Annotated in this window: 22 protein-coding genes and 1 tRNA gene; 8 read left to right on the top strand and 15 right to left on the bottom strand. The window is 51.9% G+C overall.

Annotation, left to right across the window (positions count from 1 at the left end; all coding sequences use genetic code 11):
* Positions 1-17: 17 nt before the first annotated feature.
* From J4E70_RS02440 to J4E70_RS02405, 8 genes are all read right to left on the bottom strand, one after another.
* Entirely contained in the window at positions 18-470 is a 453-nt protein-coding gene (locus tag J4E70_RS02440) for an SRPBCC family protein (protein ID WP_213887462.1), read from the bottom strand.
* Between the two features lie 66 nt (positions 471-536).
* On the bottom strand, positions 537-1,361 hold the full coding sequence (locus tag J4E70_RS02435) for an XdhC family protein (RefSeq protein ID WP_213887461.1): 825 nt from the start codon (positions 1,359-1,361) through the stop codon (positions 537-539).
* 10 nt (positions 1,362-1,371) lie between these two features.
* Entirely contained in the window at positions 1,372-2,559 is a 1,188-nt protein-coding gene (locus tag J4E70_RS02430; RefSeq protein WP_213887460.1) for a vWA domain-containing protein, read from the bottom strand.
* Positions 2,556-3,434: an AAA family ATPase gene (locus J4E70_RS02425; protein ID WP_213887459.1), complete on the bottom strand. Its 879-nt coding sequence runs from the start codon at positions 3,432-3,434 to the stop codon at positions 2,556-2,558. The genes J4E70_RS02430 and J4E70_RS02425 overlap by 4 nt, the downstream gene beginning before the upstream one ends.
* A gap of 44 nt (positions 3,435-3,478) precedes the next feature.
* A complete protein-coding gene (locus J4E70_RS02420; protein WP_213887458.1) occupies positions 3,479-5,899 on the bottom strand; it encodes an aerobic carbon-monoxide dehydrogenase large subunit in 2,421 nt (806 codons plus the stop codon).
* Positions 5,896-6,387 (bottom strand): (2Fe-2S)-binding protein, encoded by a 492-nt coding sequence (locus tag J4E70_RS02415; protein ID WP_213887457.1) that lies wholly within the window; start codon positions 6,385-6,387, stop codon positions 5,896-5,898. The genes J4E70_RS02420 and J4E70_RS02415 overlap by 4 nt, the downstream gene beginning before the upstream one ends.
* Before the next feature lie 11 nt (positions 6,388-6,398).
* A complete protein-coding gene (locus J4E70_RS02410; RefSeq protein ID WP_213887456.1) occupies positions 6,399-7,253 on the bottom strand; it encodes an FAD binding domain-containing protein in 855 nt (284 codons plus the stop codon).
* A gap of 134 nt (positions 7,254-7,387) precedes the next feature.
* Positions 7,388-8,524, bottom strand: coding sequence for an MHYT domain-containing protein (locus J4E70_RS02405; RefSeq protein ID WP_213887455.1), 1,137 nt, complete (start codon positions 8,522-8,524; stop codon positions 7,388-7,390).
* A 301-nt stretch (positions 8,525-8,825) separates the two neighbouring features.
* On the opposite strand from J4E70_RS02405, the gene J4E70_RS02400 reads away from it, so the two are divergent.
* The 3 genes from J4E70_RS02400 to J4E70_RS02390 are packed head-to-tail and all read left to right on the top strand — an operon-like array spanning position 8,826 to position 10,371.
* Positions 8,826-9,422, top strand: coding sequence for a TetR/AcrR family transcriptional regulator (locus J4E70_RS02400; RefSeq protein ID WP_213887454.1), 597 nt, complete (start codon positions 8,826-8,828; stop codon positions 9,420-9,422).
* A 16-nt stretch (positions 9,423-9,438) separates the two neighbouring features.
* The gene (locus tag J4E70_RS02395) at positions 9,439-9,726 is read left to right on the top strand and encodes a YciI family protein (protein ID WP_213887453.1); all 288 of its coding nucleotides are present in this window, start codon (positions 9,439-9,441) and stop codon (positions 9,724-9,726) included.
* Between the two features lie 33 nt (positions 9,727-9,759).
* Positions 9,760-10,371, top strand: a complete 612-nt coding sequence (locus J4E70_RS02390; RefSeq protein ID WP_213887452.1) for a DNA-3-methyladenine glycosylase I — start codon at positions 9,760-9,762, stop codon at positions 10,369-10,371.
* Positions 10,372-10,395: 24 nt separating this feature from the next.
* On the opposite strand, the gene J4E70_RS02385 is transcribed toward J4E70_RS02390, so the two are convergent.
* The gene (locus J4E70_RS02385) at positions 10,396-12,660 is read right to left on the bottom strand and encodes an adenosylcobalamin-dependent ribonucleoside-diphosphate reductase (protein WP_213887451.1); all 2,265 of its coding nucleotides are present in this window, start codon (positions 12,658-12,660) and stop codon (positions 10,396-10,398) included.
* Between the two features lie 179 nt (positions 12,661-12,839).
* Positions 12,840-12,952: transfer RNA gene (locus J4E70_RS02380), tRNA-OTHER, on the bottom strand.
* Positions 12,953-13,124: 172 nt separating this feature from the next.
* On the opposite strand from J4E70_RS02380, the gene J4E70_RS02375 reads away from it, so the two are divergent.
* Positions 13,125-13,556 (top strand): DUF1489 family protein, encoded by a 432-nt coding sequence (locus tag J4E70_RS02375; RefSeq protein WP_213887450.1) that lies wholly within the window; start codon positions 13,125-13,127, stop codon positions 13,554-13,556.
* A gap of 702 nt (positions 13,557-14,258) precedes the next feature.
* Positions 14,259-15,290, top strand: a complete 1,032-nt coding sequence (locus J4E70_RS02370) for a Hint domain-containing protein (protein ID WP_213887449.1) — start codon at positions 14,259-14,261, stop codon at positions 15,288-15,290.
* A gap of 304 nt (positions 15,291-15,594) precedes the next feature.
* Here the strand turns inward: J4E70_RS02370 and hisG are convergent, their stop codons facing one another.
* Genes hisG through hisS form a run of 3 tightly spaced genes read right to left on the bottom strand, consistent with a single transcriptional unit; the run spans position 15,595 to position 18,903 of the window.
* On the bottom strand, positions 15,595-16,290 hold the full coding sequence (gene hisG, locus J4E70_RS02365; RefSeq protein ID WP_213887448.1) for an ATP phosphoribosyltransferase: 696 nt from the start codon (positions 16,288-16,290) through the stop codon (positions 15,595-15,597).
* Complete coding sequence (locus tag J4E70_RS02360) at positions 16,287-17,393, bottom strand: ATP phosphoribosyltransferase regulatory subunit (RefSeq protein WP_213887447.1); 1,107 nt, start codon at positions 17,391-17,393, stop codon at positions 16,287-16,289. The genes hisG and J4E70_RS02360 overlap by 4 nt, the downstream gene beginning before the upstream one ends.
* Before the next feature lies 1 nt (position 17,394).
* Positions 17,395-18,903, bottom strand: a complete 1,509-nt coding sequence (hisS, locus tag J4E70_RS02355; protein ID WP_213887446.1) for a histidine--tRNA ligase — start codon at positions 18,901-18,903, stop codon at positions 17,395-17,397.
* A 107-nt stretch (positions 18,904-19,010) separates the two neighbouring features.
* On the opposite strand from hisS, the gene J4E70_RS02350 reads away from it, so the two are divergent.
* The gene (locus tag J4E70_RS02350; RefSeq protein WP_213887445.1) at positions 19,011-19,676 is read left to right on the top strand and encodes an HAD family hydrolase; all 666 of its coding nucleotides are present in this window, start codon (positions 19,011-19,013) and stop codon (positions 19,674-19,676) included.
* Positions 19,677-19,704: 28 nt separating this feature from the next.
* On the opposite strand, the gene J4E70_RS02345 is transcribed toward J4E70_RS02350, so the two are convergent.
* A complete protein-coding gene (locus J4E70_RS02345; protein WP_213887444.1) occupies positions 19,705-20,163 on the bottom strand; it encodes an Lrp/AsnC family transcriptional regulator in 459 nt (152 codons plus the stop codon).
* Positions 20,164-20,268: 105 nt separating this feature from the next.
* Between J4E70_RS02345 and J4E70_RS02340 the strand changes: the two genes are divergently transcribed.
* Entirely contained in the window at positions 20,269-21,042 is a 774-nt protein-coding gene (locus tag J4E70_RS02340; RefSeq protein ID WP_213887443.1) for a phenylalanine 4-monooxygenase, read from the top strand.
* Positions 21,043-21,096: 54 nt separating this feature from the next.
* Positions 21,097-21,303, top strand: coding sequence for a SlyX family protein (locus J4E70_RS02335; RefSeq protein WP_213887442.1), 207 nt, complete (start codon positions 21,097-21,099; stop codon positions 21,301-21,303).
* 61 nt (positions 21,304-21,364) lie between these two features.
* Here J4E70_RS02335 and dnaE read toward each other — a convergent pair whose 3' ends face one another.
* Entirely contained in the window at positions 21,365-24,817 is a 3,453-nt protein-coding gene (dnaE, locus tag J4E70_RS02330; protein ID WP_213887441.1) for a DNA polymerase III subunit alpha, read from the bottom strand.
* Positions 24,818-24,851 lie beyond the last annotated feature (34 nt).

Here is a 24,851-nt window from a genome sequence, read left to right as displayed (position 1 = left end):
ATTGCATTTTACCCGTGTCAGGTGGTTTCTGTTTCTCCGACGATCTCGGCAAATTTAGCGAAAAACATTGCTGAGAGTTTCTTGGCGGTGCTGGTCATCAACCGACTGCCTAGCTGCGCAATTTTCCCGCCCACTTCTGCCTTGGCAGTATACTTAAGGAGGGTTGAATCTCCCTGATCAACCAACTCCACATCAGCGCCGCCCTTTGCAAACCCGGCGACCCCACCATTGCCTGCCCCGACAAGTGAGAACCGATTGGGCGCACCTTCGGTATCTAGCGTAACATTTCCATTAAACCGCGCTTTTACTGGGCCGACTTTAAGAACGACTTTGGCTTCAAGCTCCGTATCAGAGTGTTTGATGAGCTCTTCACATCCCGGGATGCATTCTTGCAGGATTTCCGGATCATTCAGTGATGCGTATACTTTTTCCATCGGGGCGGGAATTGTGATTTCGTCGTTAAGTTCCATATTCAGTTTTCCTCTTCGAACAGGCGGAATTCAAATTTTTTAGTCGGGAAAGATAACGCATCAACCCTATGATTTGGCGCGTATGCGCTGATGTGATCTTCGGTGCGCGACAACCTCGGAAAGAATAGACAGCGCAATCTCGTCAGGCGTTATTGCCCCGATATCAAGACCGGCAGGCGATTTAACATTATCCAGCAATTCTTGGGAAATGCCAGCATCGATCAACCGCTGACGTATCGTTTCAAATTTTTGGCGGCTCCCGACGAAAGCAATGTAGGATGCTCCGGATGACAGTGCCGCACGCATGGCCGGCTCATCCCCCTGACCCTGCGTTGCAACAACAACAAACTGAGCACCGCCGGAGCTCGCGGTAAATTCATAAGAACCTTGAAGATTTTCAACAACAGGCGCGTCCGCAGCCCGCAATTCAGGTGCGCAAAGCGTTCGAGAAAAATTAAACCCGCCTGCAAGGTCCGCAAGCGACAAGGCGACCGGGCTTCGGCCACAAATTACCAGCTCAGCTTGCGGGATAACCGGTTCAATAAAAATATCCATCGATCCTTTGCTGGGGCATCCATTGCGGGCAAAGCGGATACCATCTCGTTCGTCGCCTGGTGCCACCCCTTCCGCTTTCAGAAGTCCCTCTGGCTTAAGCGAAATAAATTGTGCAGCACCTTCCTTCATCGCGATCAGTGACGCTTTCTTGACTGCGGATCGCACACATCCGCCGCCAATCCAGCCTTCAGTAATTGCGCCGTCCTCCAAAACGATTGCCTTGTCTCCGGGTTTAGCAGAAGTCGCGTTGACGGTGCGCACGACGGTGGCGATAGCGAAAGGGGCACCTGATGCGCGCAATTTCGATATGTGATCTTCAATGAATGTATCGTTCATTCTGCCCACCTCAAATCCCCGCCAGTTCCGGTTCAAGTGCCGCAAGACTTTCCAGCGTATTGGCGGCGGCAAACATATCAAGATATGGCAATGCCGCCGCCATTCCGCGCGCAACAGGTTCATACCCCTTCCAGCCCTTGAGCGGATTGAGCCAGATGATTTTGCATCCCCGTTTCTTAATCACCTTCAATGCCGAACCCAGCAATTCCGGCGCGTCAGTATCATACCCATCTGACAATATCAGAACCACGCTGCGCCCGCTCACAAAACGGCGGGCGTAGGTTTTGCCAAATTGGTCAAACGTGGCCCCAATCTTTGACCCCCCTCCAAACCCATCGGCAAGAAGGGTCAGCCTGTTAAGCGAACGCAGCGGATCATCATCCCTCAGGGCTTGGGTGATGCGCACAAGGCGGGTGTGAAAAAGATAGGCATCAGCCGTTGCATCAGCACGGATCAATCCAGACAGAAATGCCAAAAATAAACGCGCATAAACGGTCATAGAGCCTGAAACATCGCAAAGCGCGACAAGGTGCACCGGCCGTTCCGGGCGGCGACGGCGGGGCAGCCGGATCGGTTCTCCGCCGGTCGACAAGCTTTTTCTTACAACTTTCCGAAAATCAATCTGATCGCCTTTTATTGCCGCGTGTCTGCGGCGCGACCTTCGGTCCCGGATCGCATCTGCCAAGCGGCGGGCAACAACTTCGGCGGCTGCAATATCCTGCGGCGACAGAAGCTCGCGAAGGTCTTTCTTCATGAGGTTTTGGACACCGCTTGCGACAAGGCGGCCTTCGCCCTCGGACGCGACTTCACCTAATCCGCCGCCTGTATCAGGGCTTGAAATATTTCCTGCTGCATTTGTCTGTTGCGTTGAATCTTCCTGCGAAGTTCGTGAATACTTCGGTGCAGCGCTTTTGTTCGTTTTCACAATTTTGTTTCGAACACGCCCCTGATTGCGCCAGTAGCTGTCAAACAAGATATCGAACTTGTCAAAATCTTCGTGATTGCCTGAACATACAGCCTTCAGAGCAAGGCAGACTTCGAAAGGGTCTGCTGCTGCCACATGACCAAGTGACTCCAGTGCCGCTTCTGTTTCACGAACGCCAAGCGGAAAACCGTGGTCTCGAAGATGGCCGACAAAGCCGGAAACACGGGCAGATGCGCCTGGGTCACGGCCTGAAAAGCGCGTAATCTTTGTCATGCGGCTTTTCCTGCAAGGCGCTGCGCAACTTCCAGCGGAACGTTTGCGCGATCAGCCTGTGTTTTCAAAAGTGTTACGAGGCTTGCACGCAGAATTTCAGGATCATCATTCAGATCATTGATGCCGAGCCCGGTCAAAGCTGCGGCAAAATCCAGCATTTCGGCGACGCCCGGTACCTTTTCCAACTCTTCCCGTCGCAAGGATTGAACAAACCCGACAATCTGCGCTGCAAGCCGTTCATCAATATCCGGGCAACGCGCCGCCAGAATAGCAAGTTCAGTCGCGCGGTCCGGATATTCGACATATGAGTATATGCAACGCCTGCGCAACGCATCGGACAGATCGCGTGTGCCGTTCGACGTCAAAACAACATAGGGTCGGCTTGTCGCGGTAAGTGTTCCAAGTTCTGGCACGGTGATTTGAAAATCTGACAGAACCTCCAGCAAATACGCCTCGAATTCCTGATCCGCCCTGTCAATTTCATCAATCAGCAAAACTGGTGACGTGTCCTGACGAATTGCCTGAAGAAGCGGGCGTTCAAGTAGGAACTCCTCGGAAAAAATACGCTTTTCAACATCGGGTCCGGTTTTCCCATCCTCCGCAGAAGCGCGGATTGCAAGAAGTTGACGTTGATAGTTCCATTCATATATCGCGTGTGCCGCATCCAGCCCTTCATAACACTGCAACCTGATAAGTCTTGTATCCAATGCGTTGGCCAGTGTTCGGGCAATTTCGGTTTTTCCAACACCTGCGGCCCCTTCCAAAAGCAAGGGACGCCCGAGCTTTAGCGAAATATGCAAAGCCATCGCCAGATCAGGAGACGCAATGTACCCCTGTTCGGCTAACTGAGATGCGAGTGATTTCCAGTCTGACATGAAAATATGGCAGGGCGGTCAAAGGCCGCCCCGCCTGTCCCTTTCTAACCGTGCATTCCAAGATCATTGGCGATCTTCCAGATACGCCACTGATCATGCGGCATATGTGCATGTCGAAGACCAAATGCCCTGAAGGCATCATGCACCGCATTGGAAAATGCAGGAACGCCACCAACATTCGGACTTTCCCCTACCCCTTTCGCGCCAATCGGGTGATGCGGGCTTGGGGTTTCGGTAAAGTCGGTGGTGTAATGGGGCGTTTCCCATGCGGTTGGAATAAAGAAATCCATCAAGGTTCCGGTTTTGACATTGCCGATCTCATCATAGGCAATTTCTTGTCCCATTGCGATGGCAAGGGCCTCCGTCAGTCCACCGTGAACCTGACCTTCGATGATCATCGGGTTGATCCGTGTTCCACAATCATCCAACGCGTAGAACTGCCGAATTTCGTGAACACCTGTATCTACGTCAATCTCCATGACGCAAACATAAGCCCCGAATGGATAAGTCATGTTTGGCGGGTCATAATAGCTGACCGCCTCTAACCCCGGCTCAACGCCCGGTACTGCCTGATTGTAGGACGCATAGGCAATTTCAGCCATGGTTTTGAATTTCTCAGGCGCACCTTTCACAGCAAATCTATCGATATCCCATTCAACGTCGTTATCGTGCACTTCGAGCAGGTAAGCCGCTATCATCTGTGCCTTCGCGCGTATCTTTCGCCCGGCCATTGCAGCCGCCGCACCAGCAACCGGTGTTGAGCGGGATCCATACGTACCTAACCCGTAAGGCGCGGTATCCGTATCCCCTTCCTCAATCGTGATACTATCGGCGGGAAGGCCAATCTCGCTCGCCAAAATTTGGGCAAAAGTCGTTGCGTGGCCTTGGCCCTGACTGATCGTGCCAAGCCGCGCAATAGCAGAGCCTGTTGGGTGAATTCGTATTTCACAACTGTCAAACATACCCATGCCAAGAATATCGCAATTCTTGACCGGCCCGGCCCCTACAATTTCAGTGAAATGGCAAAGGCCGATCCCGAGCAGGCTACGCGTTTCACCGCGGTTAAAGGCTGCAACCCGTTCTGACTGCTCTTTACGCAAATCTTTGTAACCCACAGCGTTCAGCGCTTTGGTCCAGGCAGTGTGGTAGTCACCTGAATCATATTCCCATCCCAAGGCAGACTGATATGGAAACTGATCCTTGCGGATAAAGTTTTTGGCGCGCAATTCTGCTGCATCCATTCCCAGTTCAATGGCCAGAACCTCGATCATCCTTTCGATGAAATAGGCTGCCTCGGTCACACGGAAAGAGCATCGGTAAGCGACACCGCCGGGCGCTTTGTTGGTGTAGACCCCGTCAACACCAAGATACGCGACCGGAATATCGTAGGAGCCCGTGCAGATATTCATAAAACCTGCTGGGAACTTGGTTGGATCAGCGCAAGCATCAAATGCACCGTGGTCCGCCGTGACATGGCATTGCAGACCGGTGATTTTGCCGTCTTTTGTCGCGCTGATTTTGCCTTTCATCCAATAATCACGGGCAAAAGCCGTGGCCATCAGATTGTCCATCCGATCTTCAACCCATTTTACAGGTTTGCCTGTCACAATGGACGCAACGATTGAGCAAACATATCCAGGATAGACGCCGACCTTGTTCCCAAAACCGCCACCGATATCGGGCGAAACGATACGAATATTATGTTCCTCGATCCCCGACAAAAGGGAGGCGACCGTGCGCACAACATGCGGCGCCTGAAAGGTACCCCAGACCGTAAGTTTACCGTTCACCTTATCCATCGACGCGACCGACCCGCAGGTTTCAAGCGGACAAGGATGCGTGCGGTGGTAATAAACCATCTCTTCAGCGACAACATCGGCGCTGTTGATCACGTCTTCAGTGGCTTCTTTGTCGCCGGATTCCCAAAGGAAAATATGGTTGTGGTGGCGCCGCTCGCCATGTGCGCCTGTCGTCTGACCTGCCAGATCTTCACGCAGGACAACCGCGTCAGGCTCCATCGCCTTGAAGGGGTCCGTGATAACGGGAAGTTCTTCGTACTCAACCTCTACCAAGTCAATGGCATCAGCATTGATATAACGGTCTTCCGCAATCACAAAGGCAACTTCCTGCCCCTGGAACAGTACTTTTCCATCTGCAAGCACCATCTGTTTGTCGCCTGCAAGGGTCGGCATCCAGTGCAGGTTCAGCGGCTCCAGGTCTTTCGCTGTGAGCACGGCAATAACGCCCGGCAACGCAAGCGCCGCCTCAACGTTGATCGACTTGACCCGCGCATGCGCGTAGGGCGAGCGAACAAAGTCACCAAACAACATCCCGGGAAGTTTGATGTCATCGACGTAGTTTCCTTTTCCCTGAGTAAACCGGGCATCTTCCACGCGTTTGCGCGAATGGCCAAGGCCTTTGAGTTTTGCAGAGCGTTCTTCGCTGGTTGGGGTCAGATCATTCATTCTGCGGCCTCCTTCGCGGCGTTCATTTCCGATGCGGCTGCCAGAATTGATTTCACGATATTCTGGTACCCGGTGCACCGGCATAGATTTCCGGCCATGCCATGTCGCACTTCCTCTTCCGTAGGATTTGGAATTTCCTGCAGCAGACGGTGCGCGCGGGTGATCATGCCAGGCGTACAAAAACCGCATTGCAACCCGTGATGTTCACGAAAGGCATTTTGCAAAACGTTCATGGTGCCAGGCTCTGCCAAGCCCTCGATTGTCGTGATTTCTGCACCGTTCGCCTGGGCGGCAAAAACCGTGCAGGACTTTACTGATTTACCATTCATCTCCAGAGTGCAGGCCCCGCAATGCGAGGTCTCACATCCAATATGCGGACCCGTTATATCGAGTCTCTCGCGCAGGACATGAATTAACAGTTCACGCGGTTCAGCCAGTAGCTCTTTTTCTTCGCCGTTGACCTTGAGTTTTAAATGCATCTTGCTCATTTCTTTCCTCCTCAGGCGCGTGACAGGGCGCGTTCAATCGCCCGTCTGACAATTACGCCCGCAACGTGACGTTTGAATTCAACCGGGCCGCGGCTATCTTCTGTCGGATCAGTGTCATTGAGGGCTGCAGCCACCGCAGCCGCGATATCTGCATCACCGCAGTTCGTTCCCACAAGAGCAGCGCCAGCTGCTTCGGACCAGACAGGTGTATCTGAAAGGTTGGTCATCGCGATCGATGCAGCGGTGCATGTTTTGCCACCCATTGTGATCAGCACTGCTGCTGCCGCAGTCGCATAGTCGCCTATTTTACGTTTTTGCTTTTCGTAAGCGAACCCTGCAGTGGTAGCCGGAAAAGCAATGGACGTCAGAATTTCATCATCTTCGCACGCCGTCATGAACGCTGATTCATAGAATTCCCTTGCCTTGACGGTACGTTCTCCCGATGGCCCAGAGAGGGCGTATGTTGCATCAAGGCATTGCATCAACCCGGGCATATCATTCGCAGGGTCACCATTAGCAACATTGCCGCCGATCGTTCCAACGTAGCGGACCTGCGGATCAGCAATCTGAAGGGATGCTTCGCGGATTAGGGGCGCGGCTTTTGCAAGTGAGGCATTGTTGATCAATTCATGCTGAGTGACCATCGCACCGATGTGGACGGTATCGCCTGACACTTTGCTCTCTCTCAGCTCTTCTATGTCTTGAATGTCGACGAGGTGCTCTACGGCTGCCATGCGCAGTTTCATCATCGGAATAAGGCTGTGACCGCCAGCCAGAACACGTGCCTCATCACCGTGTTCCTGCAGTAAACTGACCGCAGATTTTACATCTGCCGGTCTGTGATACTCAAACATTGCAGGTATCATTCGTTCCTCCCAAATTGTGGCGACCTTACTTGGGAAAAGAATTAACGAAATGTTTACTTTAGTAGATAATGTCCCGAACGAACCGCGCAATTCGTTTCACGAAATGCGAATTACCAGCACGAACAGCAGGTGGCTCATAACCCCAAGGCACTGCGTACGTTACTTAGGCGCGACCGGCTGACGGGCACTTTACCGAGCGGAGGGTTGTTTTCGAAGAAGCAAACACCGTTATCTTTCTTCCGCTCGAAACCTGTGACATGGCTCGGATTGATAAGGTAACTTCTGTGACATTGAACAAAAGCACTGCCTGCCAGTCGCTTTGCTGCGTCGGAAATTGACCAAGGGCAAAAAAGCTTGTTCAACCCGACATAAACGATCGTGTAGTGACCTTCCGCCCGTATTGCAGCAACCGACGATGTTTCTGCAAATAGGATACGGCTGTCTTTTTCATACGGTATTGCAAACGTCGTTGGCGCTGCGTCTGAGCCGTTTGCTTGAAAGCTGCCATCAGAAGCCAGCATCGGTTCTTTTGGTTCCGGATAGCCACTTTCGGGCAGGAACTTTTCGTTTGGCCAAAAGGTCACTCCAGACAAAAGAAATGCACCACAGATAACGAAAGAAATCAGCGTAACAATCATTGCTAAAATCGAATTATCAATTCCAGCGGCGACATTACTGCTTTGCAGTGTCGGCAGGAAATTCGTCCCCGCCATCGCCAGAAAATGAACCGTGAAGACAGCAACTCCAAACGTAATCGTGCTCAGAATGATATTTCGATGCGTCCGCTCGCCATAAGCGATCGAGAAGGAACCTATTCCCAGAATCACGGAAGCAGCGACCGCAAGAACAACTCCAACTGGTGTATAAACAGCTTTGCACAACTGAATTCCTAACATGCCGATGTAATGCATTGCCGGGATGCCAAGTCCAACAATCGTGCCGGCGATGCACACACTTGCAGAGGTGCGTGGCCAATAATGCATTACCAGCAATGCAACCCCAACCATCAGGATCGCAACAAGTGCGGAAATCAGGGTGAGCAGTGCGTCATAGTAAAATAGTATTGGCATCTGCAGGCCAAGCATCGCTACAAAATGCATCGACCATATCCCACCCCCCAGTGCGACTGAGGCCATTGCAATCCTTTGTTTGCGATGGGTTTCGGAAAGAAGCGATATACCACGGGTCAATGCAAGCCCCGTAAAGCTCGCCATCAGAGACACCGCTAAAGACGCAGCAACAAGTCGGAAATCATGCGAATACTCTAACAAAACAGCCTCCCGTTCTGATTTGTTGTGCATGAATTTTTTAGTTCTCACCCATTACAAAGGTGAACTTCAATTCATCGAAATTCAAGAGCCTGCTGCAACCTGTTCAGACATTTGGCCGTTTTAAACGTCCCAAGAAAGTTTCACGCTTAATTCGGAGAGCCATGAGACGGCTTCTGACACCCGGCGTGCAAATTTCTATTTTTGCTTGTTGACGGATTAGGACGATTGTCCTAATTACAAATTACGATCGACTTAAAGATGCAAATTGATTGATATCGAAAACGAATGTGGGGATCATTCGATGCGCGAAAAAACGACACGCGATCACATTGTCAAAGCTGCTGATCAACTATTCTATCAGCAAGGTTTCGAACATACCTCGTTCGCGGATATCGCTGGTGTCGTCCAGATTTCGCGTGGGAATTTTTACTACCACTTCAAATCCAAGGATGAAATTCTGGACGCCGTGATCAATGTGCGCCTGGCGGACAGACAAGTGATGTTAAAACAGTGGGAGGTTGAGGGTGAAACCCCTCTGGATCGGATTTATAGCTTTATTCATATCCTGATCAAGAATCAGGAGAAAATTATAAAGTTCGGCTGCCCGATAGGTACGCTGAGCACTGAGTTATCAAAGCTAAACCATGCGTCGCAGAATGACGCAAACAAACTTTTCACTCTGTTTAGAACGTGGTTATGCCGACAATTCACGCTACTTGGGCGCGAGACTGACGCTGATGATCTCGCCATGCATCTTCTCGCTCGCAGTCAAGGCGTCGCGACGCTGGCAACAGCATTTCGCGATGGCGAATTCATCAAAATAGAAGCTCAACTGATGTGCGACTGGGTCAAATCTCAGGCCGTAGAAACTACGGCAGCCCGGCGTTCCATCCACTGATTCGAGGAGAAAACTGATGTTTGTCATACTGCTAAAATTTTCGGACTATAAAAGCCGCGCGGGCCAATTCATGCAGGGACACAACGAATGGGTCAAGCGCGGGTTTGATGATGGCGTTTTTTCACTGGTCGGCAGTCTTCAACCTAATTTAGGTGGGGGGATTCTAGCGCACAATACCTCGCTTCCCGATCTTGAACGCAGGGTGCAGGAAGATCCGTTTGTCGCAGAAAATATTGTTACCGCCGAAATACTTGAAATCACACCTTCGAGAACGAGCAAGCAACTGGCGTTTCTACGCGGTTAGAACCACGCCTTTTGGCAGAAAGACACGAAACAAATGAGCGACACAATTCTCGGGCCGGACAATCTATCAAGGTGCCGTTGGTGTGGTGCTGCACCAGAGTTTCTTGCATATCACGATAATGAATGGGGCTATCCGGTTAAAGATGACCACCGTCTGTTCGAAAAATTGTGCCTGGAGAGCTTCCAATCTGGACTAAGCTGGCGCACCATCCTGGCGAAACGTGAAAGCTTTCGCGCGGCGTTTCATGATTTTGATTTCGACAAAATAGCGCGTTTCACACAACACGACATCGATCGCCTGCTGGCAGACAAAGGCATTGTTCGCCATCGCGGCAAGATCGAAGCAGTCATTAATAACGCAGCAAAGGCGCAGGAACTTGTTCACCAAGAAGGTTCGCTCGCTGCTTTTTTGTGGCGCTACGAACCTGACGCAACCAAACTTGGAAAACCGCAGACAGCTTCAACCTCTATGGACTCAATTGCCCTGTCAAAAGACCTTAAAAAACTGGGCTGGAAATTTGTCGGCCCAACCACGGTCTATGCTTTTATGCAAGCGATGGGGCTGATCAATGATCATGTTGAAGATTGCATTATCAGAGAAAAAGTTGAAACCGCACGCGAAGCCTTCGAGCGACCGGAAAACTGAAAACAGATACTATCCGACCTGTACTCAGCCGCATTTAGAATGCCCACAGCTTCCGCAAGTCATACAACCTTCGATCATCCGCATGTCATATTGCCCACAGCTCGGACAGGCTTTGCCACGCGGTGCACCGCCGATTTGCACAACTTGTGACTGCGGATCAGATTTCAGCCCCATGCCTTCGCCTTCGATAAAACCTATCGTGATCAAATGATGTTCGATCACACCACCGATTGCGGCAAGAATTGACGGCACGTATTTGCCAGACATCCACGCACCACCACGCGGGTCAAACACCGCTTTCAGCTCTTCCACAACAAAACTGACATCCCCACCACGCCGGAAGACTGCAGATATCATCCGCGTCAGGGCGACAGTCCAGGCGAAATGCTCCATGTTCTTGGAGTTGATGAAAACTTCAAAAGGCCGACGGTGTCCATTGATCATGACGTCGTTTACCGTGATGTATATCGCGTGTTCACTATCGGGCCATTTCAGCTTGTACGTATTGCCTTCCAGTGCTTGCGGGCGGTCAAGCGGCTCGCTGATGTAAACAACTTCTGCGCCAGTCTCGGCCTCGGGAACATTTTCAGAACTTTCGCTGACGCTTAGGACGGAACCAGTCACATCGTTGGGACGATAGGTTGTGCATCCTTTGCAGCCGCTATCCCAGGCCGCCATGTAAACGTCTTTGAAGGCGTCAAAACTGATATCTTCGGGGCAATTGATTGTTTTCGAAATACTTGAATCGATCCATTTTTGTGCTGCGGCCTGCATACGCACATGATCCATCGGGGCAAGCGTTTGCGCATTTACAAAGTAATCCGGCAACTCTTTGTCGCCAAATTTTTCGCGCCAAAGCTGCACGGCATAGTCAACGACTTCTTCCTCTGTCCGGCTTCCGTCTTTCTGCAGCACCTTACGTGTGTAAGCATAAGCGAAGACCGGTTCGATCCCCGAGCTCACATTGCCCGCATAAAGGCTGATCGTGCCTGTCGGCGCAATAGAGGTGAGCAACGCATTTCGAATGCCATGTTCGCGGATCGCGGCGCGCACGTCTTCGTCCATCTCCATCATGTGGCCGGTGGCTAGGAATTTTTCTGCATCAAAAAGCGGGAAAGCCCCTTTCTCCTTCGCTAACTCCACCGAGGCCAGATAAGCGGCACGTGCAATTGCCTTCATCCAGCGCTCGGTCTGCTCCGCTGCCTCTTCCGAGCCATAGCGCAAACCGACCATCAGCAAAGCATCCGCCAGACCAGTTACACCAAGGCCAATACGACGTTTTGTCTGCGCTTCCTGTGCCTGCTGAGGCAAGGGAAAACGACTGGCGTCTACGACATTATCCATCATCCGCACGGCTGTCGCGACGAGTTCACTTAACGCTTCCTGATCCAAAGACGCCTTTTTGGCAAAAGGAGCGTACACAAGACGTGCCAGATTTACAGACCCAAGTAAGCAAGCGCCATATGGCGGCAACGGCTGTTCACCGCAGGGATTGGTCGCAGCAATTGTCTCGCAATAGGAAAGGTTGTTCATCGCATTGATCCGGTCGATGAAAATCACCCCCGGTTCAGCCTGATCATACGTCGACTGCATGATCTTGTTCCAAAGATCGCGCGCCTCGACGGTGTGATAAATCTTTCCGTTAAAGGTAAGGTCCCAGCTTTTGTTAGCCTTCACCGCTTCCATGAAGGAATCGGTAACAAGAACTGATACATTGAACATCCGCAAACGCGCGGGGTCACGCTTTGCCGTGATGAAGTCTTCGATATCAGGGTGGTCACAGCGCATCGTTGCCATCATCGCGCCACGGCGACTGCCAGCGCTCATGATTGTGCGACACATCGCGTCCCACACGTCCATAAACGACAAGGGGCCAGATGCATCAGCCGCAACACCCAGCACATCCGCACCTTTCGGCCTGATCGTGCTGAAATCATACCCGATCCCGCCGCCTTGCTGCATGGTCAGCGCGGCCTCGCGCAACATATCGAAAATACCACCCATGCTGTCCGGGATCGTTCCCATGACAAAGCAGTTGAACAGTGTCACGGACCTATCGGTACCTGCCCCAGCTGTAATTCTTCCGGCTGGCAGATACTTAAAACCTTCAAGCGCAGTGTAAAATTTTTCTTCCCAGACTGCCGGGTCTTTTTCAACCTTGGCCAGGGAACGCGCGATCCGCCTCCAGGTATCCTCGACCGTTGCATCAACCGGGGTACCATCAGAAGATTTCAGACGGTACTTCATATCCCAGATTTGTTCAGCGATCGGGGCGGAAAAACGGCTCATCGGCAGGTCCTTGGTGGCAGAACGAAAGGAGATACACGATAGGCTGCCAGACTATTTCGGTCAATTGCTATCAAACCATAAATCGCGGGTCATAAAAATGACTACACTAGATATAGCTACAATTTTCTGTTCTCCAATGAAACTCACGCATTGTTCAAAAAGAGAAAACGTTGAATTTGATGCGAAGGCGGGACTTGAACCCACATCCTCTCTACCGTACTATTATAGTGCTTGCCGGCACCAGTTATAATACTCGAAAGCAGAGCGCTCTGTCCTTTTGAGCTACTTCGCTACATTTCACCGAGCCAAGATTTAGATTTCGACTCATCAAGGAGTCCTGTTTGCGTCTTGATTCTACGGAAATGGTACGTACAGCAGCCTTTTCGGTCAATTGTAATCCGCTCCGAATTTGCGTTATGATGCAAGAGTCGGCAGGTAATTCTTGCTACATGTTGGGGTTGTTGATGAAAAATACCATAAATCTGGTAAAGCTTTGCGTCGGCATCGACTCTTTTGAACAGCTCGAAGCGTACCGTGCCAGTCGCCGTGTTGAGGGCGAAGATACCCCAAGCCAGCATATTACCCGCATGTGGCCAAGGCGCGAAGCAGAGCTTTTGAATGGCGGGTCCCTTTACTGGGTTATCAAAGGTGTCATTCAGGCGCGCCAACGTGTCTTGCGACTGGACGAAGCCATTGGAAAAGATGGTATAAGACGCTGCGCAATCGTAATGGACCCAAAACTATTCCGGACAGAACCCGCACCACGGCGACCCTTTCAGGGCTGGCGCTATCTTGACCCGAACGACAGCCCCCGGGATCTGAAACTATCCCGCGAGAAAGAAGACAGTCTTCCTCATGCGCTTTCAGCCGCCCTTGCCGATATTGGTGTACGTTAGATCGATAGCCAAGGATCTGTTTAAACACTATCGATAAGGCTTATAAGGCGCATCTTCGCGTCACAATGCCAAGTTTTTCGGCAACCTTACCGATTCTTTCCAAGCACGGTCTAAACACAATTGTTTCTAGCGGCCCGACAATTCGTAAACTTGTGGTCATTTGTTGCAGGTAAATGAGAGTTGTTTGGTTACTGTGCAAACCCAACTGGATAATAGTTTCCGCCGAATTCGCCGGAAATTTAAGTCCAGTTTTGAGGCGGTCCTGAGCGGTACCCCCGGCTTATTCCCCGGTTCATGTGCATTCAATCAACGCATCAAATATCACAATCTGACGAATTGAAATCCAAAACTTTGTGCAATCGTCCGAAGTTTTTATTTGATCGTTTATTAAATTATATTTTACCGTTCGTTCGTTAAATTACTTCCTTTTATTTTCCACCATTATGCTCAGTCGCACGGCCCAGGCACGGTCTACAGCAGAAGGCAAAAGTTAGGTAGCGAACGAATTTGTACACAATAGTGCACAATGGAAGATCGGATCAAATTAACCTTTAAATGCCACTCTTTAGGTCCAGTTAAGATTCCTCACAAGTACGTGAATTTACAGGGTTTCGAGGCGTGAACATACCTTTGGGTGCTCAACAGACCGGCGAAAGAGAAATGTGCCGGGATGTCACCTGTATGTCTTAGAAAGAAAATGCCATGTCTGAACATTTACTTACTGTTTTCCAGTTTAACGGCCCTCTCGGGACGCCACCCTCTGTTACTTCGGGAAAGGTAGAGTCGGATATTGGAGGCGCACAAAACGGAATTCTAGAAGACAACGACGGAATACTCGGCAACGACGATGACGGAGTTTCCACCTTCAGAGGTGCCCCAATCGACTTTCTTGGTCACGGTACGTTCAAGTTTGACGGCCCGACGGGGACAGAGAGCATACCTGTTATCATGTTCGAGGCCGGTGGTTTAACCTTCATGTTCTTCCCTGACGGCCCACCCGTTATTACTGATGGGACGCAATATACACTGAACTTATCGAGTACTGACCCGGTACCCATCTGCTTCGCCGAGGGCACTAAAATTCGCACACCCTTTGCTGATGTTCCGATTGAGTCTCTTTCAGCGGGCGACTGGGTCATCACACCTCAGCGGAAAATTCACCAAATCAAGTGGATCGGATCGTTTGAAGTGACAATTCCTATGGGTCTGTCCGACGTGTTCGAGAAACGGCTGCCAGTTCGGATTGAGGCTGATGCACTGGGCAAAGGTAAACCTTACGACACATTATACCTGTCGCAGCAGCACCGGGTTATGCTTGATGGGTTGGACGTATCCATGATGACAGGACACGATGCTGCCCTCGCCCCAGCGGTATTGCTGACCGAAGCAAATAATGGCGTCAACATTGATCGCAGCGTTCGCCGCATCCGGTACTATCACATCCTCTGCTCAGAGCACGTGGTTCTGGTGGCAAACGGGCTGCCCTGTGAAAGCCTGTTGCCTGGTGAAGTCGCGCTGAATGGGTTCGACGAAAAGACCTGGGAAGAAATTCTAGAAGCCTGCCCTGAATTGGGTGATCCGGAAAATCGCAAGGCCTACTTGCCCGTAAAGCCGGTACTTAAAGGCTTTGAAGTGCGGGCGCTACGGCGCAGAAAACGCCCAATCGGCTACTACAGCCCAAAAGCGAAAAAAGCGAATATATTTAGGGAGTTAGCTCATGCTCGACAGTCATAATCCTTCAACGGCAGGTTCCAGTTCGTTCCAACAATCATCACAAGATCAATCCTCTGATCAAACGAATGGTCTGCCGCAAGGTGTTGTGGTGGTGACGCTGCTTCTTTTCAGCTTCTTCTTCGTTAGTGGCTTCCTTGTGGGTCTCTTATTCTGATCAGCCTTAAAAACTCTGTCAGTTTCCGCTCGTCAAACAACGCAGATCTGAAAAACAAAAAGCTGTAGCGGAACTTCGCCACCCCCCACAGGCGAAACTATGCCCTCGCTCTCTCGCGAGGGCGCTTTTGTTCGCGCTGTCTTTTGGGTTTCAGCCGACTCTTAGTTTCTCAAGAAGCACTTCAAGGCTGTCTTTGTCCTGCGCGCCCACCTCGACGTTACGTGCGCGAAACAAGGTAGCCTGTGATTTCAGAATCAAACCATCGTCCAGTATTTTCAAATGATTTGCCCGCATGGTGTCACCTGTTGAGGTGATATCTGCAATCGCTTCTGCGGTTTCATTCTTCACGGTCCCTTCCGTCGCGCCCTGACTGTCTACAAGCTGATAGTCCGCCACGCCGTTGTCCCGAAGGAATTCGCGCACCAGGCGATGGTACTTTGTTGCAACCCTCAGCCGAAACCGATGTACGCGTCGAAAGGCCGCCGCCGCCGCATCCAGATCTTCAAGTGTTTGAACATCAACCCAACACTTGGGAACTGCAATCACAAGGTTCGCGTTCCCAAAACCCATTTGTGTTAATTCAGTTACTCGCGTGTCCCATGCTGCAAGCTTTTCACGGATAAGGTCTGTTCCCGTTACCCCAAGATGGATGCGCCCGGCTGCCAGTTCGCGCGGGATTTCACCTGCGCTCAGCAAAACCAGTTCAACCCCATCCGCGCCGTCCACAGCGGCCGCATACTCCCGGTCACTGCCGGTGCGACGCAACGAAACACCACGCGCACCGAACCAATCAAAGGTTTTCTCCATCAGCCGGCCTTTGGAAGGGATGCCAAGTTTCACGCTCATTCCTGCGTCCCTTCCAGTCCCAAAACCAACTCGGGTCGAATAACACCGCCAACTGCCGGGATAGATCGCCCCTTACCCAGTACCTTTGTGAGCGCATCGTAACGCCCACCCATCGCGATTGGCGGTAAATCCGGCCGGCCAACTGCTGAAAAACTAAATACAAACCCATCATAATATTCCAGCGTGGTGCGCCCGTGGCTGGCCTCGAAATCAAGCGTCTCAACGTTTATCCCGCGCACCGCCATTGCCTCAAGACGCTGATCCATCTTTCTGACAGCATCTGATATTGACGGCATATCCACTGCAATATCACGCAAGTTTTCGAGAGCATTCGGAGCGGTTTCACGCAGGCTGAGTATGTGGTCGAGCACTTCAACCTCTCCAGCACCAATCGGCTCAACAGTTGCGTCGTCCTTTAGTGTGTTCAAACGCTCTGCGATCTCCACACTGCTTCGCAGACCAATAAGTGGGCCGTCATCCTCGATCAGTTGTTCGATGGAATTATCCTCAAGCCTTTTCAGTATCTTGATCCTGGCTGCTGGTAATTTGGAGCGTCCACCGAACCGGTCGAGCAAGGCGCGAAACCGCCTTGGCCGCCAAATGTGACGAAGCAAGGCCTCCTTTCGCCGCTCGGTGGTCAAAAGCCCACGTACCGCAGCCATGAGTATCCCAATATCCCCGGTCGCTGCACGCAGGTTCAGCGGGGAAAGAACCGAGTCAAACATGGCAAAGACTTCGGCGTCTGCAGCAGCCGGGTTCTCGCGATCAAAAACCTCATAACCGACTTGAAAATACTCGTTCGAGCGTTCTGTATCTTCTTCCTGACGGCGAAACACCTCACCAGCGTAGGTGTAGCGTGCAGGTTCCGCGCCTTCGGCCATGTGCATCTGAACAACTGGCACCGTAAAATCCGGGCGCAGCATTTGTTCACCCCGTAACGGGTCCGAGGTAACATAGGCCCGCGCACGAATGTCTTCGCCATAGAGGTCCAGCAATGTGTCAGCCGGCTGCAAAATATCTGCTTCTACCGGTGTCGCGCCCGCCGCTTCAAAAAACGCCATAAGACGCTGCGCTTCTGCGCGAAGGTCCGCCTTAGAGGCCATTTCAGGCTCCTGCCCCAGCTAAAATCCGTCTCACTTCAGCGACCAAAGCACCGCGCGCCACCTCTGTCTGTGCTGGTTGCGATTTCCATTCCTCGTGGCTCGCGCTTTCGGCGATTTTTGCACCCAGGATCAAATCCTTGATCTGGACAACACCACGTTCCTGTTCGTCGCCCCCCTGAATGACGGCAACAGGCGACGCGCGTTTGTCCGCATACTTAAGCTGATTGCCAAAATTCTTTGGGTTCCCCAAATAGACTTCGGCGCGGATGCCTGCATTGCGCAGTTCGGACACCATCGCCTGATAGTCAGCCATCCGGTCCTTATCCATCACCGTCACAACCACGGGGCCGTGCACCGCAGAACTTAACCGGCCCTTTGCGTGCAGCGCAGCCAGTAGCCGATCCACACCAATAGAAATGCCCGTCGCCGGTACCGCCTGCCCGGTAAAGCGCTTCACCAGATCATCATAGCGACCACCACCTGCAACAGAGCCAAACTGGCGTGGGCGGCCCTTCTCATCCTTGATCTCGAATGTGAGTTCAGCCTCAAACACAGGCCCGGTGTAGTACCCAAGCCCACGAACAACAGAGGGGTCAATTTCAACCCGGTCTGAACCATAACCCTGCGCCGCCATCAACTCTGCAATCGTCTCAAGCTCATTCACGCCATCCACACCCACAACAGACCCTGTGACAAGTTCGTGCAGCCGCTCAACGGTTGCTGCTCCGCTTTCGCGTTTGGCTGCCATGAAGCCCATGACAATCTCGCCCTGCTCTGCTGACAGCCCGGCCCCTTTGGTAAAATCGCCGCTTTCGTCTTTGCGGCCTTCGCCAAGCAGCGCGCGTACTCCGTCCGGTCCCAGTCGGTCGAGCTTGTCTATCGCACGCAGCACGACGCCACGTTCGTGGATAAATTTATCCGGGTCGGACGGATCCAGAACCCCGGCGACTTCCATCACACCATTCAGAACTTTGCGATTGTTGACCCGCACAATGTAATCACCACGCGGAATACCAACGGTTTCAAGCGTATCGGACAGCATCGAGCATATCTCAGCATCAGCCGCCACATTCGGCGCACCAACAGTATCCGCATCACACTGATAGAATTGACGAAACCGCCCTGGCCCGGGTTTTTCATTACGCCAGACCGGCCCCATTGCATAGCGTCGATAAGGCGTTGGCAAATCGTTTCTGAACTGCGCATAGACCCGCGCGAGCGGGGCCGTTAGATCGTAACGCAGCGCAAGCCAATCGCCTGCATCCTTGTCGTCGTTCTCTTGCCAGGCGAACACGCCGTCGTTCGGCCGGTCCACATCCGGCAGGAACTTTCCCAACGCCTCGACCGTTTCAACAGCCGACGTTTCAAGCGCATCAAAACCATAGGCATGATAAACCCCGGCGATCGCATCCAGCATCTCGCGGCGCTCGCTGACTTCCGCACCAAAATAGTCACGGAAACCCTTTGGCGTTTCGGCCTTGGGTCTGGGTTGTTTCTTTTGCTTGGCCATGGGTCTTTGTCTCTTTGGGTCATCTTGCGCGCGGTTTAACCGAGGGGGACCGCAGGGGCAAGCAATGCCCGCATTGTATATACTGAAACAACAATTATAACGGCCTGATGACAATTCAACAAAACTTCGAACTGGTGGTTTTTGACTGCGACGGCGTCTTGATTGACAGTGAAATCATTTCTTCTTCTGCAAACGCCGAAGCTTTGACAAAAGCCGGATACCCAATCACCACCGAAGAGGTCATCCAGCTTTATACAGGCGTCCCGGATGCGTCGCTATATGCCGAAGTAGAGGCCAAGCTTGGTCGCCCGCTACCGGAAAGGTTTGACGAAGATATCAAGAAACTGGTTTTCCAAAAGTACCGAACAGAACTGCATGCAATAACAGGTGCGCGTGAGGTGCTGAGTTCGCTGAAGACAACAAAATGTATCGCGTCAAGTTCTTCGCCGACAAAACTGGCTCTGGGTTTGATAGAAACAGCACTTTATGAGCTTACCTATCCGCATATCTATTCCGCCAATCTTGTCGCACGCGGCAAGCCACACCCCGATATCTTTGAATTTGCTGCCCGTGAGATGAAGTCTGCACCCAGTAATTGTCTTGTGATCGAAGATAGCGTCGCAGGTGTTACCGCCGCACGCGCTGCCGGAATGGCCTGTATCGGTTTTGATGGAGGGTCGCATTGCATGAACGGCCACGCGGAAAAACTCAAAAATTCCGGTGCCTTTACTGTGATCGGCAGCCTGACAGAACTTTTGGAGATCGCTTTATGAAATCGAGCACTGCAAGTAGATGGAGTTTTTAAACAGGTAGCTCGGTTGTAGATTTCATTTCCTTCAAGGAAAAGCTCGATACTACCGACTGTACATGTGGATTGCGCAGCAAGTTGTGGGTCATGAATTCCTCATAGGCCTCGACATCGGCGACTCTTATTTTCAGGATGTAGTCGGATGTACCTGACAGCGCATGACATTCCAGAATTTCGGGGTGGAGCCGAACCATCGCCGCAAACCCTTCAACAGCTTCTGCGGAATGATCTGCGAGAGAAACACTTGCGAAAACGCACAACTTGGCATCAACCGCGGCCGGATTCAGCAAAGCCACCCGCTTGCGCACGATATCCGCTGCATCAAACTCCTGCAGTTTTCGCCAAACTGTACTTTGCGCCATGTTTGTGCGTTCTGCAATTTCTGCCAAAGAGGCAGATGAATCGCGCTGAATTTCTCGCAATATCGCTTTTTCATTATCATTAAATTTCATAATTTCGCATATTACTGGAAATTTCACTCAAATTCGAGTGTTTTCCAGAGGTCTTTGGAAATAAGCCCCATTCCATAGAAACTATGCTGTGAAAAAGGAACTTCTATGCCTGAAAAACGCCCATATTCATCCAATATGCCGGATCAGAACGGTCGCTATCATTATACAGATGAAGAAATTGCCGTTTGGGGGGAATTGTTCGAGCGTCAGATCGAATTTCTGAAGAACCGTATCACGCCAGCCTATTTTCAGGGCATTGAAAAGCTGGGGCTCACGAAACACCGAGTGCCGCAAGTCGCAGACATTGATGCCCAGCTATCACAGCTTACCGGGGCGGGTGTCGAAGGTGTACCGGCGATCATTCCGCCAACACGGTTCTTCACACTTCTGTCTCAACGCAAGTTCCCAATTGCCACGTTCCTGCGCCGCCGCGAGGATATCGACTATATTGAAGAGCCTGATCTTTTTCACGAGGTCTTTGGCCATTGCCCGTTGCTGACCGACGCTGCTTATTGTGATTTCATCGAAGGGTTCGGAAAGCGCGCGCTGTCGCTTGGGAAAGACTATTCTTGGCATATGTTCCGACTGTTCTGGTTTACGGTTGAGTTTGGTATGATTGACACGCCGGACGGACCGCGCGCCTACGGTGCTGGTATTGCATCGTCACCCTCAGAAGCAGACCATGCGACAAATGGCGCAGCGACCCTTCGACCCTTTGACATGAAAGAAGTCCTGCGCACGCCTTATCGCATAGACATTCTACAACCTGTTTACTTCGTGATCGACAGTTTTCATGAACTTGCGATGTCGCTTGAGGCCGACTTTGAAACACTGATCAACGACGCTAAAACCAAAGGCGACCTGCCTAGCGCTACATGACAGCGCGGCGTAATCCGGCTTGCTCAGCCCCTATTGCGCACGGTATGAGACCCTATGTCCAACACCCTGACCATACTTGAAGAACAGATTGCCCACCTGACCCGCACGGTCGAGGATTTATCTGATGTCGTTGCCCGGCAGGAAAATGAGATTTCATTGCTCACAAACAGAGTCAGAATGCTGATGGAACGTTCAGCGGAACGCGAACTGGAGCATGGTGGACAGGCCATGTTGGCGGATCAGAAACCGCCGCACTGGTAAACTCAATCCGTTGTCCAGAAGTAGAGGGCAGCAATTTGATAGTTTTGGTCGCATCCAGAGATTAGATTTCTTCGACCATCACAACGCCGGTCAGGCTTTTGACTGCGCTTTTTATTTGCATGTTAACTGGAAAATCCTGTTCCAGCGAAATCTCGACTTCGCCAGGCAACGTTGGATCGAGCAAGCAAAGGGTTACTGGCCCTCTTGATCGTGCTTCGGCCCGGCTCAGTACAGATGCAACGGCGGGTATCGCCTCGGCCCCGTCAACATAGACCTTCAGCCCCATAGAGCCGACATCGGATACGACATTGTCTATCGGCTGGACCCCACGCGCCAACAGCTTCAGCTGATCGCTTTCCATCTTCGCCTCGACAGTCACAACAACATTTGCACCAACCTCAAGATAATCACGCGCCTTTTCAAGAACGTCTGAAAAAATGGTAACTTCGTAGCCACCCGTCGTGTCAGAAAGCTGCGCAAAGGCAAACCTGTTCCCACGTGCAGATTTCCGCTCCTGCCGCCCGGCGATCGTACCCGCCAACTTAGCAATCATTGCGCCAGCCTTGGCCTTTTCCTCAAGCTCGGCAAGGGTCATCACCTTTTTGCGCTTAAGTGCCAGTGCATAGTCATCAAGCGGATGGCCTGACAGATAGAACCCGATTGCCTTGAACTCTTCGCCCAGACGCTCGGCTGGAAGCCAGTCTTCAACAGGTGACAAGCGTGGCTCCGGCAAATCATCGCCAGCTTCACCAAACAGCGAAACCTGACTAGACGCGCGCTGTTCGTGAATCGCGGCTGAGTAGTTTACCAACGCATCAAGGCTGTCAAAGACACGTCTGCGGTTCTTGTCGAGCTCATCAAAAGCACCTGCACGCGCCAGCATCTCCATCGGTCTTTTGCCGACACGCTTCAGATTAACGCGGCGCGCCATATCGAACAGCGTCACGAAGGGATTGTCACCACGCCCTTCAACAACCAGACCCATTGCATCTGCACCAACATTCTTAAGAGCGCCCAGCGCATAAACGACACAACCTTCTGACACGCTGAACATCGCCTCAGAACGGTTGACGCAAGGCGGAACAATTTCGATCCCCAAACCGTCACGATCCAGTGGTTTTCGTACCTCCTCGGCATAAACCGCGAGCTTGTCTGTCAAATGAATATCGCAGTTCATGACCCCGGCCATAAACTCTACCGGGTAGTTCGTCTTGAGCCACGCAGTCTGGTAGCTAACCACCGCATATGCGGCAGCGTGTGATTTGTTGAAACCGTAGTTCGCAAACTTTTCGAGAAGATCGAAAACTTCGCTCGCCTTTTTCTTATCAACGCCATTGGCTTTGGCGCCGGCTTCAAATTTGGGACGCTCCGCGTCCATCGCTTCCTTGATCTTCTTCCCCATCGCGCGACGCAAGAGGTCAGCGCCACCAAGCGTATAGCCCCCCATGACCTGCGCAATCTGCATCACCTGTTCCTGATAGACGATGATACCTTGGGTTTCCTCAAGGATATGGTCGATCAGCGGATGAATTGACTCGAGCTCTTTCAGGCCGTTCTTCACCTCGCAATAGGTTGGAATATTTTCCATCGGACCAGGACGATACAGCGCGACTAGGGCGACGATATCTTCGATACAGGTCGGCTTCATCCGTTTCAGCGCATCCATCATGCCGCTGGATTCCACCTGGAATACTGCAACCGTTTTCGCGGCGGCATAGAGCTTGTACGTCGCCTCATCATCCAGAGGGATTGTGCCAATATCAATCTCGACACCGCGCAGTTTTAACAGATCAAGCGCATTCTGGATCACCGTCAGCGTCTTCAATCCCAGGAAGTCGAACTTGACCAGTCCGGCCTGCTCTACCCATTTCATGTTGAACTGGGTCGCGGGCATATCAGAGCGCGGGTCTTGATAAAGCGGCACCAATGCCTCAAGCGGTCTGTCGCCAATCACAACACCGGCCGCGTGGGTCGACGCATTCCGCAACAACCCTTCGACCTGCATTCCGTAGTCGAGCAATCGCTTGACCACTTCCTCATTGCGCGCCTCTTCACGAAGGCGCGGTTCATCCTCAAGTGCTTTGTGGATTGAGACAGGCTTAACACCTTCGACCGGGATCATTTTGGAGATTCGATCCACCTGCCCGTATGGCATCTGTAAGACACGGCCAATATCGCGCACAGCGGCCTTACTCAGTAAAGCACCGAAAGTTATGATCTGCCCGACTTTGTCACGGCCATATTTTTCCTGCACATAGCGGATAACCTCTTCCCGGCGATCCATACAGAAATCGATGTCAAAATCCGGCATCGAAACGCGTTCTGGGTTCAGGAATCGCTCAAACAGAAGCGAATAGCGTAGCGGGTCAAGGTCGGTGATCGTCAGCGCATAGGCCACAAGCGAACCAGCGCCAGACCCCCGACCGGGGCCAACAGGAATACCATGATCTTTAGCCCAATGAATAAAGTCCGCAACAATCAGAAAGTAACCAGGGAACCCCATTCCGACGATGATATCAAGCTCAAAATCCAACCGCGCCTGATACTCTTCAACAGACGCTGCGTGCGGAATGACGGCCAAACGCTCTTTCAGTCCTGCATTTGCCTGACGGCGAAGCTCTTCCACTTCGTCATCCGCAAACTTTGGTAGGATGGGGTCACGCCGGTACGCCTGAAACGCACAACGCTTGGCGATCTCTACCGTGTTTTCCAAAGCTTCCGGCAGATCGGCAAACAGTGTTGCCATTTCCTGCGGGGATTTGAAATAGTGTTGCGGTGTCAATCGGCGGCGCGGTTCTTGCTGATCTACATATGCTCCATCAGCGATGCAGATCAGCGCATCATGCGCCTCGTACATTTCAGTGTTTGGGAAATAGACATCATTCGTTGCAACAAGTGGCAGGTCCATTGCATAGGCCATTTCCACCAGTCCGCGTTCGGTTGCACGCTCTGCTTCAGTGCACTGCCCGCCCTCGCCCGGATGACGCTGCAGTTCAACATATAAACGGTCTGCAAAAGCTGCTTTCAGTTGATCCATAAGCGCTTGGGCTTTTGGACCTTGACCGTTTTGCAAAAACATCCCAACCGGGCCTTCAGGCCCACCCGTCAAGCAAATCAAACCACCTGAATGCGCCTCAAGCTCTTCCAAAGTGACTTGTGGGAGCTCCTCCCCGGCATCGACGTAAAGGCACGAAGAAAGCTTCATCAGGTTTTCATAGCCAGCTTCGTTTTTCGCAAGCAATACAACAGCAGCCGGTGGCCGTGGCCGTTCGCCGGGGGCAGCCTTATCAAAACTCAGATCGACTTGACAGCCAATGATGGGTTGCACCCCCGCCTCTGACGCGGTGACAGAAAACTCCAATGCGGCGAACATGTTGTTGGTGTCAGTGATCGCAACCGCTGGCATTTCATGTTTTGCGCAAAGGCCGGGCAGTTTTTTGACGGGAACGGCACCCTCTAGAAGAGAGTATTCCGTATGGACGCGCAGGTGAATGAATCGGGGATCAGCAGTCATGGCGTCAGCTTAGCGACCGATGCTTTTCAGGGAA

The sequence above is a fragment of the Pseudohalocynthiibacter aestuariivivens genome (genome assembly GCF_018457175.1).
Lineage (GTDB): Bacteria > Pseudomonadota > Alphaproteobacteria > Rhodobacterales > Rhodobacteraceae > Pseudohalocynthiibacter > Pseudohalocynthiibacter aestuariivivens.
The sequence above is the reverse complement of the archived record's forward strand: the minus strand, read 5'-3'. Positions and strand labels throughout refer to the sequence as shown.